11 protein-coding genes are annotated in these 16018 nt (G+C 44.5%); 7 read left to right on the plus strand and 4 right to left on the minus strand.

The window, feature by feature from the left end; genetic code table 11:
• Nucleotides 1–714: 714 nt before the first annotated feature.
• Together Q0991_RS18505 and Q0991_RS18510 are read left to right on the plus strand one after the other, a co-directional pair.
• Entirely contained in the window at nt 715–1470 is a 756-nt protein-coding gene (locus Q0991_RS18505) for a hypothetical protein (RefSeq protein WP_299491193.1), read from the plus strand.
• 5 nt (nt 1471–1475) lie between these two features.
• Nucleotides 1476–2468 (plus strand): pentapeptide repeat-containing protein, encoded by a 993-nt coding sequence (locus Q0991_RS18510; RefSeq protein ID WP_299491217.1) that lies wholly within the window; start codon nt 1476–1478, stop codon nt 2466–2468.
• 1139 nt (nt 2469–3607) lie between these two features.
• Here the strand turns inward: Q0991_RS18510 and Q0991_RS18515 are convergent.
• Nucleotides 3608–4180, minus strand: a complete 573-nt coding sequence (locus Q0991_RS18515; protein ID WP_299491195.1) for a tyrosine-type recombinase/integrase — start codon at nt 4178–4180, stop codon at nt 3608–3610.
• A gap of 617 nt (nt 4181–4797) precedes the next feature.
• On the opposite strand from Q0991_RS18515, the gene Q0991_RS18520 reads away from it, so the two are divergent.
• The 3 genes from Q0991_RS18520 to Q0991_RS18530 all read left to right on the plus strand — a co-directional run bounded on the left by Q0991_RS18520 (nt 4798) and on the right by Q0991_RS18530 (nt 8873).
• Nucleotides 4798–5838, plus strand: a complete 1041-nt coding sequence (locus Q0991_RS18520) for a hypothetical protein (protein ID WP_299491197.1) — start codon at nt 4798–4800, stop codon at nt 5836–5838.
• Between the two features lie 427 nt (nt 5839–6265).
• Nucleotides 6266–7708: a hypothetical protein gene (locus Q0991_RS18525; RefSeq protein WP_299491199.1), complete on the plus strand. Its 1443-nt coding sequence runs from the start codon at nt 6266–6268 to the stop codon at nt 7706–7708.
• A complete protein-coding gene (locus Q0991_RS18530) occupies nt 7698–8873 on the plus strand; it encodes a hypothetical protein (RefSeq protein WP_299491201.1) in 1176 nt (391 codons plus the stop codon). Before Q0991_RS18525 ends, Q0991_RS18530 begins: the two co-directional genes overlap by 11 nt.
• 201 nt (nt 8874–9074) lie before the next feature.
• On the opposite strand, the gene Q0991_RS18535 is transcribed toward Q0991_RS18530, so the two are convergent.
• From Q0991_RS18535 to Q0991_RS18545, 3 genes are all read right to left on the minus strand, one after another.
• Entirely contained in the window at nt 9075–9695 is a 621-nt protein-coding gene (locus Q0991_RS18535) for a hypothetical protein (RefSeq protein ID WP_299491204.1), read from the minus strand.
• Nucleotides 9696–9842: 147 nt separating this feature from the next.
• Nucleotides 9843–10385 carry a phytanoyl-CoA dioxygenase family protein gene (locus Q0991_RS18540; RefSeq protein WP_299491207.1) on the minus strand — a complete coding sequence of 181 codons (543 nt, stop codon included), beginning with the start codon at nt 10383–10385 and terminating at the stop codon, nt 9843–9845.
• A gap of 544 nt (nt 10386–10929) precedes the next feature.
• The gene (locus Q0991_RS18545) at nt 10930–12495 is read right to left on the minus strand and encodes a B12-binding domain-containing radical SAM protein (RefSeq protein WP_299491210.1); all 1566 of its coding nucleotides are present in this window, start codon (nt 12493–12495) and stop codon (nt 10930–10932) included.
• Between the two features lie 2379 nt (nt 12496–14874).
• On the opposite strand from Q0991_RS18545, the gene Q0991_RS18550 reads away from it, so the two are divergent.
• Both Q0991_RS18550 and Q0991_RS18555 read left to right on the plus strand, forming a co-directional pair.
• Nucleotides 14875–15378 (plus strand): hypothetical protein, encoded by a 504-nt coding sequence (locus Q0991_RS18550; protein WP_299491213.1) that lies wholly within the window; start codon nt 14875–14877, stop codon nt 15376–15378.
• Between the two features lie 126 nt (nt 15379–15504).
• Nucleotides 15505–16018: KilA-N domain-containing protein (locus Q0991_RS18555; protein WP_299491215.1), on the plus strand; the 514-nt coding region annotated here is incomplete at its 3' end.

Genomic DNA, 16018 nt, shown 5'->3' on the forward strand with positions numbered 1-16018 from the left:
GCTATCTGGGTGACTCGGCTTGCTTCCAGTCGTAGGGTTGTTTCCAGGGCTTCGTTAATTGAGGCATATGGGCTTTGAGACTGGATGCGGATAATCTGCTGTTCGCGCTGGGCAATGTTCATCAAGGAATGCTCTGGAATCACTATTAACAAAGCATTTCAGTAATTCCAGCTCATGGCGAATAAATCGGGACACTAACGCGAAATAACACCGATGGCTTGGGTCCACTGGCATTGACCACACCACCGATGAGAAGTCGACAAGCTTCACTGATGCGACATTTAGTGTAAAGACACATACCAACTATGGCAAGACAAAAGCCCTAAGGAAGTGTGAAGTGCATTTCTACTGACTTAGAGTTGATGAGATTCAAGGGCTTCAAATAACCTAGAGAAGAGTAGATAAGGAGTATTGGTTATTGATGAAATGGCCTGATTTATAAAACGTTTTTAACTAATATATTGCTCTTTATGAACAGTGCCGAAATAATTCGTCAGCTTAATTCTCTGAAAGCTATATAAAACATAGTGGCGAAAGCTAAAAATCTACTGCGTCTATGAGTCCTCAAGGAAGCATTCAGGGCATTTTAAGGATATGGCTTAACCTCAAATTTGAGATGCCATTATCCTCAATCAAAGCCCTGATGAAAAACTTGCTTGGGGTCATGGATACGTATCGATTGTTGTTTCTACTCTCCTCTGCTGCTGAATATTCATGGTCTCTGAACGATTGTCGCAAGCTATACAGGCTTTAGAGCATCATCCCCAGAAACTTCGCATTCAGAAGTTAATCTATTTTATTAGTCACCAGCACTGGCCTAAGAAGCAGATCCAACCAGACCTTCTACAGCTCGATCATTTAGTCCCGATCTTGATGGATCAGGTGACAACAGCCGAAGATTTAGCCAATCTATTGGCGATTAGGGCTGCCAAAGTCAACAAATCTGACGTTTATCTCCCTATTGCCGATATTATTTGTCAAATTTTGGCTCCCCTCTGCAAAACCGCTCCCTCCACCTATCCACATCAAACCACCCCTTCTCCGCTGGCAACCGGGACAACGTACAGTATCTTTGACCTGAAAGCGGCATTGATGCAGTCAACCAATCCTCTGAAAGCAAAAATCCTCATCTTCTCTGTCCTCTACTATCCCTTTAGTTTCAATCGTCAAGATTGGTTGAACTTGAAACAACGTCCTTTAGAAAAGCTTTTACAAAACCTGTTCACCACTTATCCCAACTTTGTTGCCCTAGAACTAAAATTGCTGCAAACCGCTGAGCAACTAGAATCGCTCGACCAGAGTCAACAAGTTGTTCATGCACTACTCCGTGTCGTTCTCCCCCATTACCGGGGGCAGTCCCTGTCGATGACAGAGCAATCTGCAGTAGAGACATTTCCCCAAAGTGAGGTTGATGACCTAGAGATTGGGGATGATCTGCGTTCAAACCAATTATTCACCAAGATTTCGTGAGTCGTATGGATGCTCAAGAGCTGCTGCAACAATATGCAGAGGACATTTGTGACTTCAGTGGCCAGTCCCTCGTTGGTTTAGATCTAGCGGGTGTTGAGCTGATTGATATTAATCTGTCAGCTACAGACTTGCGGAGTACTAACCTGAGCCTAGCTTACTTAAATCGGGTTGATTTACAGACTAGCAATCTAACTCAGAGTAATCTGAGTGGGGCAACGTTGACCAAGGCAAATTTAAGCCAAGCGAACCTCACAGATGCTTCTTTGCATGGGGCTAATTTGCAACAGGCAGTTTTGTTCAAAGCAGATTTGACCTTAGCGGATCTGACGGACGCAAATCTTATGGAAGCTGATCTTCGTGAAGTGAAACTCCGTAGCACCAACCTATCGGGGGCTTGTCTACGCAGAGCAAATTTGCGAGAGGAAAATCGCAACAGTGCTGATCTGAGAGGGGCAGTCCTGAATGGGGTGGATTTGCAAGGCGCAAATTTACGAGGAGCTGATCTGAGCAAAGTCAGCTTGCGAGGGGCCAATCTTAAACATGCGAATTTGCGTGGAGCAAATTTAGCTGAGGCCAATCTCCAAGGAGCAAATCTTGAGCAAGCATTGTTGGTTGAGGCCAATCTGCAGAAGGCAAATCTGAATCAGTCTTACTTATCAGGAGCCAAGCTAGAACGAGCTAACCTCCAGCATGCTCAACTGGTTAATAGTGATTTAAGTGAATGCACATTGGTGGAGAGTGAGCTGAACCAAGCCAATTTCCAAGGCGCAACGTTATTTCGTAGTCGGTTGAATCGGGCTAATCTGAGTCGAGCAAACTTTACGGCAACCAATCTGCAAGAAGCGTCTCTGATTCAAGCATTTTTAGGTAGAACAGATCTAACAGAAGCCAACCTGCAAGGTGCTAATCTCAACCGCTCAGACTGGAGTAGTGCTATTTTGACTCAAACGCTCTTAATTGGAGCTACGCTGCCTGATGGCACAGAATATGCTGAATGAGAATTAACACAGGTTGTGTCTCTATCAAGGGGGGCTACTTCCAGGCTTAGGCAACCCATACCCCATGATCGCGGAGCTTGACCAGACCTTCACTGAAGAGCACTGGAATTGGATCTGGGGAAAGTAACCCTGCCTTGCCGAATCAATATTGTTTCAAAGATTTCTCTATGTAACTAAGATTTAAAGGTTAATTGTTCAGGTCTATTAGGCCTAAAAATCGAAATCAATATTTAATATACTTCTAGAGCATGTTTAATCCTATTTATCAAATAGGCTGTAGAATTCGAGTATAGTATTTTAAAGCATGCTATGTTCAGCGTTAGAAATATTCCAACAGCTAAAACCCCTAGAAAAGATATATTAGATTTTAGTGAAAAAACAATGCATAATCCGCACATAAAAAAGCATAAATTAACTAAACCTGTAGCTGTTTCTGGAACTGCAAATTTTCCAGTTAAAAGTATTGTTGAGTCCCTCTGAGTAAATGTTCCACAGAAAATTGGCGAGTAGAGATATCCGAATCGAGGCTTGTAGTGCTTTAATATAACGCGATTTCTATTCACTTCACCGACGAGACCTTCCTTCCCTAAATCCCATAAGTCCCCTATAACCAAACATGATTTCAATCGTTCCATTGATATTTCAATAGGTAAACGGCTGATTACTTCAAACTTCGTTGTAGGAAATAGATAATCATATAGATTAGACAGGATTTTAAGATTAGTAATATGTCTGGATTTAGGATGCAACATGAGAATTTTTCCAAAAACTCTTTCGAGCACTATTTTTTCATATCTGATGAATGTAGATTTATATTCCTATAGCTATAACTTGTAGAAAATGATGTATCTCTCAATTGACTTGTGTTAACAATCACTGAGGTATTATTGTCTATGTCAGCAAGCTGATTTCTTGGATAGAATCTTACAAGCAACGCCAATAAAATTGTCATATGTGAGTAGCCAAATTTTAGGGATAACCTCCAGCTTGATAGCTGACTACTTACTTTAAGCAATACTCTATATACCTTTAATAGACTGCCTTCAATAATAATCAACCCGAGTCTTACCCATCCAACAACCCCAACAACGCCCCCGTCACCTTTCCCTGAAAATCTTTCCGATTATTGTCGTACTAGCCTACCCCCATTGAATCTCACCAAACCGCTTCGGATTCAGCATCGTATACGTCACCGTATGCTGAATGTTCCGATGTCCCAGCCAATCTTGGATCAGCCTCGTATCCAACCCCTGATTTGCCAGGTGATACCCACAGCTATGGCGCAGCATATGGGGATGGCACTTAATCCCTAATTCCGCTAACTCAGCACAGCGGTTGACGAGACTCGTCACAGCATGACGCTTGAGATGTCCACCCCGCTCTCCCACAAACAGATACGGATCGGGGTATCCTTCAGCGCGTAAATCCCTCAACGACTCCACCTCATCAGCCTGCAATGGATGCGTCCCACTGACGGACCCTTTGAGCCGAGTAATCCCGATAGCCTTCAGCTCCAGCATCACCGCATCCCATCTTAGGGATATCGCTTCACTGACCCTCAACCCATGACGAAACATCAGCAGCAACAACGCCTTATCTCGGATCGGATGACGACCTCTCAACTCAGCGGCCATGATCAGCCGATTCACTTCCGCCAGGGTCAGATACTCCCGACTGCGATAGTGTTCGTTTCGTTGGCGGCAAATGACCATTGAGTCCTTGTGGATCTGATCTCAGCGTAACTGATTACAAAACAATCGAAATGTAAGCAGTTGTAGAACGATTTTAGGGGGTTCTGGGGGTATGGGTCCTGAAAGTTCCCTCAATTAAGCTGAGCTTATGAATGAAAAATCCCCGAAACCCTTTAAAAATCGTTAGGTTCGGCATAAATGATAAGTTTCATTTATCTTTAAAGGGTTAATCCTACTCCCTAGCAAAACTCAAGTGAACAAGCCAGACTAATATGACCTTATATTTTTGAAACCATAAAATGGGTCTTGGCAACTTTTGGTGATGCGGAATTATGAAGAGCGATGGCAATTTTCTCATGATGATCAAGATCGCTCATAATCATCCTTTTCAATGAGTCTCAAGAATGCCTCGTGTCCTCTTTTAAGCAAACAATACATTTTTGAGATTAAATATTATCAATATTGACTCAGAAGCATAACGGTAGGCTACAAATTTTATCGTATCGTTTCCCTAAACTATCTACTGAGAGAGTTAAAAGATTGAACAGTCACTGATTTAGATCACTCAAGCCATGGGTGAAATACCATATGATGAGATAAATTCTATTCTCTAAATTAAAGTTCATACTCTACTCTTTATGAACAATATCGAGCTTTTAAAGGTATTTGTATCAAGTTATCTTTCAGGGTGCTCAGCATTGGAGAGCAATACTGAGCTTAGATTTGAGCCTATTGGAAATACCTTGCAACTGTTAGCTAAAACTGAAGGATTAGTTGCTACAGCTAAATTAGCTGGAGAGGAACGCTATAGCTCTATTCGTTACAAATCTAGCTTTTGGTCTCAGTTGCATGAAGCTATGATCAAGCAAAAGTGCTTGCCCGTTCGCCAGTCGAATATTTCAGGTTTTTATGAATATAAACCTATTGATATTCCTAGAAATTACATCATCCACTTTACTAATACTTTGGATTTATTACAAACATGGTGGAAGCATGAGAAAGAGAATAAACAACGCTATTTAATGAGTTTGCTTATCCTATATCGAGGCACGTTCTATCCCATTCAAAATTTGGTTTGTGAACGAGGTATTATCACGATTCAAATATCGGGTCATCGGATGCGATTAAACCCTTTGAATATGTTGAGCTGGTTGCAGAGAATTGAACAACCTACCCTCTCCCTGCCCTCTGAACCGAAGAAGAAGTTTAAAGAAACTCAGTTAAAGAAACGCTCTAACCGTTCAAAACAACGCCAGTCAATACGTCGACGGACAGATGTAGCCCACTACCCTGGCAGTAAACGCATTGGTAGTTACCTAGTTGATGCAGGGTTGTTGTCCCTGGCTCAAGTAGAAGTGGTCTTATCGGATCAAGACTCAACGGAAATGCGATTTGGAGAAATCTTGGTATCTCGAGGCTGGCTCAAATTTGAAACAGTTGAATTTGTATTTCAAAATGTGATCCTTCCTCAGCGGACTTTGGCTAAAAAAACTGTGGGTGTCACCGACTCATCGCAGCTATCTTTCCAGAGATATAGACAAGAGCGATTGAACAAAGTTGCTGACCTAGTAGAGGAGCCTTCACCCCCACAGAGAAAGGCTTTGCCTCTGAAAACTGCTAAGAAGACTATGCCAACTTCTGGAAAACTCCCTTTTCTTCAGCTCCCATCTATATCATGAGCATGAAACTTTACCTACTTATGACAACCTTAACTCTGAATATTTACCCGATTGGTTAGAGGGAGATGTCACATCCAGTAGGTCATAGAACATAATCTTGAATGACATCTGTAATTCATGCTGAGAGAGGATTGTGGAGACATGAGGTATCAGGCAATGTTGCACAATGAATTTGTATATTGAATGACTATTGATAATTGAATTTTTACCAATAGCTATAACTCTAGTCGTTTAGTCAGTATTACCTTGAGTCAGTTCTAAACTAGCTGTGAGCATCACTGTGATGATTGGCTCAAAGCAGTTTTGAGTATGTTAGCGTGGAAGCTCCGTTTGCGGGACTTGAGTGCGACTTCCGAACTCCATCTTGAAAATGGCGCAAGTCTGTCGTGCCACTACTCCCCAAACGGGCTGATTTAACGCTAAGAGAATGGCTTCAACTTGGATACAGCGTCGGCAACAGGTCGAACGAGAAGACCTGGTGATGTTTATTAATGCCTGTCTGAGCTGTACGGGACAGCGAGAATTTTATGACGATGCCTGGGGACAGAAACTCTCCCTTGATTTTTTGCATGACTATATTTTGGGTAATTATCGATTGCTCTATACCCGTACCTTAGCCGCAGGAATTAATCACTTTAATCAGAGCCAGATTATCCTCAAACTACTGGCGACTGGCCAACACATACGGCCAGAACATCGCGAGGAAGAAGGTGCTTTAATTGCCGCAAGTTTAAATGCCCTACCCCCACAACGAGCGTGGAAAGTGCTTGAACAAATTCGCAAACGACGGATTAATAATCGTCGGACTCGGGCGATTACCCGCGACTATATCACTCAGCATCAGCAGCGTTTGGACTTTGATGCAGTGAAATATCGTTCGAAGGTGAGAGCGATCGCAACTCACAATCATCTCAAACTACCGGGTGAAGTGGGGTCATTTTTGTTTCGGAACTGGCCCCAGCGGTTTGAGACTTCCCTGTTTGAGCAGTTCCGCAAAGCCTATTACAGTCAAGACGCAATCTATGACCTGCCCTTTACGGTAGCGGAGGGATTGGCTGCGAAACATCAGATTCCCCGTGATCGGTTTTTGGCTCGGATTGAAGCCCAAATGACTCAGGCCGAAAAAGTGCGGATGCTACAAAGTACGGAGCACGATCACAAATCAAAACTCACCGTTGATCTTAAACGTACCCCAATCACGAAGTTAGCTCTCTATTGCCTATCTTTATCGATTCAGGATCGACAAGAACGGCATGCCGAATTGACGAAGGCGTTAGAACACTCAGCCCAAGCAGCACTGCACCGGGCTCCTTTAAGACTGGAGAAGGTGGCAACAGTGCTGGACTGTAGCTATTCGAGTAGTGGTTCCAACGAAAAACGGCGACGTCCTTTGGGGGTAGCCTTGGCGGTTCACTATCTTTTGCAAGCAGCATCAGCAGACTACCAAGCTTTTTGGACATCCTCTGTTTCTGATCCGCTGCTGGTGCAGTCTCGGGGGCAAACCGATATCGCCACACCTTTGCTAGATGCTCTGGACACCAATCCCGATATAGTGGTGATCTTGTCAGATGGCTGGGAGAATGACCCACCCAACGGAGCCTCAGAAGTCTTGCGGGTGTTTCGGAATCATATTGATCCGTCTATTTCGATCCTACATTGCAATCCCGTCTTCAATGCTGATGACTTTTCCGTCCAGGCGCTTAGTCCTGCAATACCGACAGTGGGGCTCCGAGATGCAGAAGACTTGCCCACGGTGTTGGGATTTGCTCAATTTGCCGATGGTCAATCCTCCTTAACCGATCTAGAGCACTATCTCAAAGTCCGTGTCCAGCAGTTCCTTGCTACCTTTCATCTGAATCATGGCTCCTAAAGCGCCTCTACTCAACACCATTTCCCTGAAGGGGATAGAGATTGCACCCTCTCAAGTATGGGGGGCTATTCGGATTGTGCCCTTACTACGCCGACAGGTTCGAGGAGATCTGCGCCTCGCTAAACGCACATACGACGATGATCTAACCGTGGTGTCTCTCCAAGGGAAGCCCCTGGATAAGGGCCTTAAGTACATCTCTTATGTTCCCCACGGGTTAGTGCCGTTCTGGAACGAGGAGGGCCAGCCCGTTGCCGCCAAAGGTAGTCAATTGGTTGCCGATGGACAACGTTTTCATTCTGGTCCTGTGAGTGTCAGGGTGCTATCGCGAATGGCGAAACGGGAGGCTCGCAATCAGCTCCGATTTCTCCCCCTACATCTGGCAATGGAAGGGTTTCTGTCGCTGTTTTTTTCAGGGCCAGATATTGCATGGAGTGAGTATTCTAAACAGGCTCTGTCTCAAGGGTTATCGCCTCGAACCGAGTGGTCGGTTTCAGGGCATGCGATTCAAGGACTAGCAGATGCTCTGCGAGTGTTTGAAATTCATGAGCATCAGGTTGGGATGCTGTTGTTTGTGTCAGAAGCACTGGCTTCTGCCTTTATTACCCCCACACCCGAAGATTACCGTCTGCTGCATCACAGCTTGCTGCAAGATTTCTATGGTGAACTGTTGTACCAGTATGGGCTCTATGGTGGCACGGTGCCTATACAGACCCATGTGGATGAAACAAAAGTGGAGACATTAGCGGATTTGCGGGATGCGATTTCATCCCTCAGACAAGACTGGGCTGATTTCCAAGGACTGATGGCCAGCGATTTGCTCCAACGTCCGGTTGAATCTAAGCGTATTTATACAGCAGGTCCGTTTACGTTACAGCGGTTTATCACGGATCTCAAGCTCAAAGCCGAGAATCATATTGGTGAAGCCATTGTCCGTAATGATGGGCAACTGGAATATTTAAAAACCTATCGCCTGTCTGCAGGGCAGGCTCGACGGACCTATCTACTCAGCCAACTAGCAGCACAAGGCTGGCACCTAGAGCGAACGGCTCTATCGATGGGAGAGCCACTAGAAAACTTTATTTATCGACTAGAAAAAGCTGGCTTTGGATATTTAATCAATAATCAAGTGCGAGAGCAAGCTCAAAAAGCACGACGATGTGACTAAGAGCTGATGGAACCTCAACAGATCATTGTGCTCGCCTCTAAGAGGCTGTTTGAGAGGTTTTAGAATTCTTTGGAAAACTCGTTGGTCAGAGACATTTTCAGCGGTGACAATCACCATCAGGACCAGCCCTAAAGTATCGACAATGGTAAGAATTTAGTGGGGTCTAATCACCTGATTGTTGAAGAAGCATAGGAGGTCATCCTATTTTGCATAAACTGGAACATAATCAGGCAATAGTAAGTTCAATGTTTTGGCAGCCCAAATATCTTCAATTGACAAAACCAAGGGGTGATTTCCAGGACCAGAAACATGGTGATCGCGCTCCCAGCGATTAACAATAGCGCTCCAAGCCAGTCCTTGATCGCCTTTATGCAAAGCAAGCTGCTCCTGATAGTTTCTATTATTCTTCAATGCCTGTGTTGCTAGGGCTTGAACCTGATCTGGGGCCAGGGTTTGGCATTGACCCGCTGTTAAGGCAATGGTCCTCAGGTCTTTAACCTTGCCGATATCCTTTGGATCAGGAAGCGCTTTCGTAGAGTAGGCAACATAATAGGCTGTCTCGCCAAACGTATTTGCAGCTGGCGCTAACTCCAAAGGTGAAAGCTGGAGAACTTCCAGATCGACAAGGCAGGGTTGCAATTGTTTCAGTTGGGTGGCATCAATTCTTGGTGTTTCAGGAGCTGGTGTGGAAGATTCAATGGCAGGAGTAGGGTTAGGGGGATGCTTTGTTAGCTGTGCCTCCTGACTAGGCAATACACATCCCCAACTTAAAACAGCAGACAAGAATGCGATCTCACCCATCAAACTAAACTTTGAATGCACCAAACTTCACCTATCGAAACTCACGGATATTCGCTCTCAGCTTCTGCTGTAACCCGTCGGCGTTGGGGAAGGGGCATCATACTGGATGCGTGCAAAAGCAAAGGTCGCATGGCTAGTACACCTCCTTTGGGGACTAAGCAGGCAATCTCACCGGAGTGGTCCCGCAGTTTTGCAATCTATCGGGTCGGTGAGTCGCCCCTGTTGATGAGAGCCTGGCACCACTTTGAGGGGACCATTGTTGGGGGTGCAGTCATCTAAATGGACGCGAAGCGCAACCAACTGTTCCAAGATTTCGACGGGGGGTTGCACGAAGGACAGCCCTTCTTTTTGAGATATTCCCAACTGAGTGGCAACAGTATTGGGTTGAACTGCAATACTGACATCCTGATGCAGTGCCACTAACCAATTCTGATCAGGGGATTTCTCAAAATATGTACATTGGTTGATAACAGGTGCTGGTCCTAATAATGGTGAGATTGACGGATAAGATTTCAGGCTTTTTGCCAGTCTCCGACACCACTCAAAGACTAATAAACGTCGGGTTCCGGGTCCTACTTGGGCAATATCCGTTAGGTGGCCACAAATATAATCGCAGGCTGTAGAAGAATAGATGGAAGGCAGGATTGCCAAGCCCTGCTGATCGAACTGTTCTTTAATATAAGTGGCTAGTGTGGTAAGAAGTCTTTCCAAAAAGGATATGAAATGTATTGCTTGAAAATGAATATACGTTTAGTGCCTGAGATAAGAGCTTAGAGGCTGTTTTGGCGCGATTCGTCGATACTCTGGGCAGGGCTCACTAGATTGCTGGTAGTGCTTTGCCTCACTCTAGGGGATTTTCGCTATCATGGCACGCTCGACTACACGATAGTGCCGACGACACTTGGTATGACCATTCTTTCTTGGTACAAATACAAACATACTTGACTAACCCGAGCCAACCGACGACGCTGTAAGGATCGCGACATCCGCTTGAGCGGCCCCCATTAGGGCGACCTCAACAAGAGCGATAGGTGTAAACCCAACTGAAGTAACATGCGAGTGAGGGAAGTATAGGTGCACGTCCAGATTGAGGGCAAGTTTGGGTAGGCCAAACGACGGTTAGGATCGAATCGAGTGATTTCTGCTGTAGCCCTATTTAAAAAAGACTTTAAGAGAATTTAGCAGATGCTTGTGAGGAATCCAGGAGTTAGCCCTTTGCAATTGCACCATCAACTACCTTCCTTAAAATTGTTTTTTATTTATTCGATGCTATGAGTGGGGGTTGCTCACTCATTAAATCCAATTGTTGAGCAATTCGTTCCCGAGCTAACACCCGGTATTCCCAGAAATGCTCCCCTGCAGCACATAATCCTAGATACATATTGAGCATCTGAGGCTTTTTGAGCAGAATGATCCACAGTTGATTCCAGAATTGTCTCCGAGTTTCGGGTCTGCGAATGCCTTGATACCAAAATATCTGAGCAACTAATCTTAATCCTTTACCTAAAGGGAATTGCATTGTTTGTCGTTGACGTCTCAAAGAACGAATGTTGAGACATTGATCTAAACATCGCCTGAGGTAGTTTTGAGGTTCGTACATTGTCCAAAAACCTTCGACATACTCCTTGGCTATCTCTGCGATAGGTCGAGTTGGCACGAAGTTCATTAGCGTGTTTTGATCGCCTGTGGGATGACCTTCCTCTCCAATTAAGCGCCGCTCTTTTTTTAACCGCTCCCAAAGGGCTGTATTGGGTAGAGATTGTAATATCCCCAGCATGGGTTGAGGAATGCTGGTTTCTTTGACGAAGGTTTGAATGCGTTCACCTGCTCCAGAACGCTCTCCATCGAAACCGAGGATAAATCCAGCATAAATCAGCAGTCCGGCATCATTGATCTTTTGACAGGCTTCTACAAGGGGATTACGAGTGTTTTGGAGTTTGCGAGTAACTTGTAAGCTATCTTGATCGGGTGTTTCAATACCAAGGAAAACAGCGTAGAAACCAGCCTCGCCCATCAGGTTGAGCAATTCATCATCCTCTGCCAAATTTACCGAGGCTTCAGTAATAAAGGTGAAAGGATAATGGTGCTCCTTCATCCAAGGAATAAGTTCACGGAGAAACCTTTTTACGTTTCGCTGATTGCCAATAAAGTTGTCATCTACGATAAAGAGTGAACCGCGCCAGCCTAAGTCATAGAGAGTCTGCAATTCAGATAAAACTTGATGAGGTTCTTTAGTTCGAGGTTTACGACCATAAAGAGAAATGATGTCACAAAATTCGCAGTTGAAAGGACAACCCCGCGAAAACTGTATCGCCATCATCAAATATTTCTCATGCTGAAGCAAGTCAAATCGTGGCATCGGACTTTGGGTAACATCCGGCTTCTCCAAGGAGCGAAAGACGCCATGGGTTTCTCCCTGATTCAAGGCCGTTAGGAATTGAGGAATAGTCATTTCCCCTTCATCAAGAACCAGGAAATTAGCTCCAGCATCCAAAGAATCCTGAGGTACTGAGGTGGGATAAGGTCCACCCACAGCTACTGTCTTGCCTAGCCGGACTGCTTTTTGAATCATTAACAGGAAATCTGGCTTTTGGACCAGCATTGCTGAAAGAATTACTAAGTCACACCACTCCCAATCTGCTTCGGTTTCACAAGCAACATTGCGATCTCGAAATCGAATTTCCCAATCGGGGGGCAATAGTGCAGCAACTGTAATAATCCCCAAAGGCGGAATCACGGTCTTTAGACCCGCGATTTCCATAAAGCGATCATATGACCAAAAAGACTGGGGGAATTGGGGATAGAGTAGTAGTGCTTTCATAGTTCTCTGGTGTCACTGTAAAGCCCCCCGATAGACAACGAAGCATCGTACTGATCATGATTATTTTAGATTTTAAAGTTCGTTTTTCTGCGATTTTTGACGAAGCTTTAAAAACGCCACACTAAAGTTGTCTGAGACTGAATAATTACTTTCTCTAATCTTCTCGTGTTTTAAACCCCATCAGTATTTGACCCAATGATGCAGTATGTAACAAGGATGAGGTGTAGAAGTATAATTATTCTTTCCTTCAGAGATTTTTATGCCATGATGTGGGATATTCTTAAAGGAAGCTCAAGAACCAAAGGCATACTGGGAGGTTGATTGCTGTGACTACAAGGAGGATTCAATTTAGTTTTTTCTGCTAATTTATACCCAGACATGGAAATGATTCCCTCAGATTAATAGTTTTGAATCAAGAGAGAATCATCTATATTGCCGATAGTGATAATCATTCTTTCCCTTTATCTTTTGTGAAGCAAACAAAGCAGAATAGAAGCAAGCTGACTATAAATATTCAAAAGATAAGAAGTATTTTTAGCCCCTATCTACTCGCAAATCCTGGGTGCAACTCGTTAAATTCAAGAATGAGTGGAATTCCTAAAACACAAAAAACTCTCTCGAAGTTGAGAGAGTCCTGAATGCTTTGACTCAAGCGGTTGATGCTGAGAGTCGGTTGTGATTGAAATAGGAGCAAACTGAGAAGAATTTATCGTTCAAAGATACTGCACCTGTGGATCCACAGGTGCTTTTCTATAGTTAAGTGGACCCAACTCATAGCCTATCCAGTAAAACGTTGCTGGGGTTTCTACTGCCAGGATGGCCCCCCGCCTGGTTCTCATATCAGGCTATACCAATCTATTTTCTTGAGTATGTGAGAATTCCTGCCCACACGTGATTCTGAACACTAAGCAAATATTTAACCTCCTGCAACAATCAAGTCATCGTTCTAGATCACCCAAGTAACCCTTGGACAAGAATGCTGATAAAGCGATTGGGGTTCTCCAATGACAGATGAGTACACTGTTAACTCAAATGTTTTCAGTAAGGATGCCAAGCGGATCATCCTTGCCTTAATTGAATTTGATAACCCAGTAGGCGTTTCTGAATTACACACAAAGGTCGGTCTAACAAAGTCCCGGATAGCGTCTCTGGTTGCACCTCGGATGATTTCAAATAATGTTGTCTTTAATGGCTATAAGCTCTGTAGGTCAAAGAAGAGGATGTGTAGAACCTACGTATATTGGGTTGAGAAGGCATCCTGATCATGATTCCACATGGACTTAAATGACAACTGACTATCGATGCCATTTACTCAGAGAGTGGGTAGGTGCTTCACACCAGATTAGATTGTGATCTCAATTTGTGTATCTCTGAACACGAACATTGATATTTTTCTCTTCTGCAGTTATCTTTTTCTAACCATTGGGCATGCTAAGGGCAGCTAAGGCTTATCACCGAGGCTTTAGGTTCAGGCTAAATCTTGAATGAACCATTCACTTGCATATAAGGATTGAGCCCTCTGATTCTGGTTTGCAGGGGGTTTTTCGTATTTGTAGAGCCGTTACAATTTATTAAAAATCCCCTATACACTCAGCAAAAATAGGGGACTTATCAATGGATGAAGGGGTACTTAGCAGATATCACTCAGCTCAATGAAGCTGAACAGTGATGAAATCGTCCTGGTGCAATCATCTCACCAGAAGGGCCTTCAATAATTGTCTCCTGAAAAAAGTATATAAACATCCGTATTGAAGCTATCGGGATGCAGAAAAAGTTTTCATCTTGTCAGGGAGGGGATACTAGCTCTGAGTAGCTATCCCAACGCCTAGCGAAATCCCACCCAAAGTTCTGGGATGGGCTAAGAAAGGCAAGTATTCATCGATTAGAACTACTGCGATTGAGGCGGGTATCGTTAAGAAAAGGGTGACCGTTTCTTGGAAGGGAGATGCCACTGCGCTTGATATAAAAATGGTTTCGGAGAAAAAAGCCCTGGCAAACCCAAGGCCCCACTACGAAAGCTTTTGAGTTTTTATACTTCCAAATAATATTCTATTCGGGTGAGTGGAATTTTTTATTTATCTAGAAATTAAGGTTGATATTTGCCATAGTTGTTGTTCAGAGTAAACTCTAATTCAGTGCAGAAAATGATTGGAATTCAGCTACAGTATTGGGTTGAGTCCTTCAAAGTAATTCAAGCAGTGACCTACGTTTTTTGAAATAGTATTTCGCTTCTAGCACCCAGCAACCCTCACAGGACTTCATTCGACCCGAACCTGAACTGGGTAGCCGCAAACTTTTTCTGCTCGCGATCGCAGGCCGTTGATCCTCCGCTTAATCCTGTCATGTACCCCAAAACTCGCCCCGTTCACCCATCAGTTAATGTCCAAGAATCCAATCGGTGGATCGGTCCTGGAACCTTGTGCAGGTCGCAATGCAATCTCTGATATGTTGGACAGCTACGGGAGTATCGATATCGTCCATTCTTCTGATTTGCTCTGGCCCGTCGGTCCAGGCCGAACAACAAACGATGCTACCGATCCGCAGTACTGGGCTGAAGCACCCAAAGTCGATTGGGTCGTGACCAATCCACCGTTTAACGTGGCCGAGAAGATATTGCCCTTGGCCTATGAACACGCTGATCGGGGTGTAGCTTTTCTCCTCAGACTCAGCTACCTAGAACCCTGTAACGGTCGTAAAGAATGGCTAAAGCAGCATTCCGATCAGATGAAGCGGGTTATTGTTGTCAGCCCTAGAATCCGCTTCAGAAGCGATACCAAAGGTTCAGACTCAGTGACCTGCGCCTGGCTTATCTGGGATAAGCAATTCAGTTGGGGTGATCGGGGGCTGCATTGTCCCTACGGCTTTTTGAGTGACTGGAGATAAATCGATTGTCGGTAACAGAATTCCGTTATCGACCAAAACCCCTGATAGCAAACGTTCGGGGAATTACCTGAAAGAAAATCACAAAAAAATCTTGAAAAAATCAACACTATCTATTGAGAGGAAATTATGGAGACGAATATACTAGCGCATCAACTTCATGGGGTTTCAATCGGGATACAGAAAACCGATGGATACGTGAATGCGACGAAGGCTTGTGAGGCGTATAAAATTGCGGCGAGAAAATCGAAGCGGCCCGATCATTGGCTTGAAACAAAACGGGCAAAAGCTTACCTAGAGTATGTTTCGTCCGTTACCGGAATTCCGGTAACGGGACTTGTGATGATTCGCAGAGGTGGAACACCCGAGGAACAAGGCACCTGGATTCACCCCGATCTAGCAATAGCTTTTGGCACCTGGCTATCCGTGGAGTTTGAATACCAGCTCACCCAATGGGTGAAAGAGTGGGAGCAAAGTCAACGCCCCTCCCCCAAGACCAATCCAGAACTGATTGAATCACTGCGCCCCGATCAGCCTAGTCCCTATGAGATTGAGTCTGTTTTGGAAGCGGTCTTTGGAAGAGTCGCTGAACCTGCAAGACTCGCCATTGCAAAGTCAAGCGCAATCAAGCGGACCCATCCAC

This window comes from Acaryochloris sp. IP29b_bin.137, from assembly GCF_028285745.1.
GTDB lineage: Bacteria > Cyanobacteriota > Cyanobacteriia > Thermosynechococcales > Thermosynechococcaceae > Acaryochloris.

Excerpts from the sequence above, each read along its gene's own strand:
- Q0991_RS18550 (WP_299491213.1), top strand. The coding sequence starts at position 14,875 with ATGTCCAAGAATCCAATCGGTGGATCGGTCCTGGAACCTTGTGCAGGT.
- Q0991_RS18505 (WP_299491193.1), top strand. The coding sequence starts at position 715 with ATGGTCTCTGAACGATTGTCGCAAGCTATACAGGCTTTAGAGCATCAT.
- Q0991_RS18510 (WP_299491217.1), top strand. The coding sequence starts at position 1,476 with ATGGATGCTCAAGAGCTGCTGCAACAATATGCAGAGGACATTTGTGAC.
- Q0991_RS18530 (WP_299491201.1), top strand. The coding sequence starts at position 7,698 with ATGGCTCCTAAAGCGCCTCTACTCAACACCATTTCCCTGAAGGGGATA.
- Q0991_RS18520 (WP_299491197.1), top strand. The coding sequence starts at position 4,798 with ATGAACAATATCGAGCTTTTAAAGGTATTTGTATCAAGTTATCTTTCA.
- Q0991_RS18525 (WP_299491199.1), top strand. The coding sequence starts at position 6,266 with ATGGCTTCAACTTGGATACAGCGTCGGCAACAGGTCGAACGAGAAGAC.
- Q0991_RS18545 (WP_299491210.1), bottom strand. The coding sequence starts at position 12,495 with ATGAAAGCACTACTACTCTATCCCCAATTCCCCCAGTCTTTTTGGTCA.
- Q0991_RS18515 (WP_299491195.1), bottom strand. The coding sequence starts at position 4,180 with ATGGTCATTTGCCGCCAACGAAACGAACACTATCGCAGTCGGGAGTAT.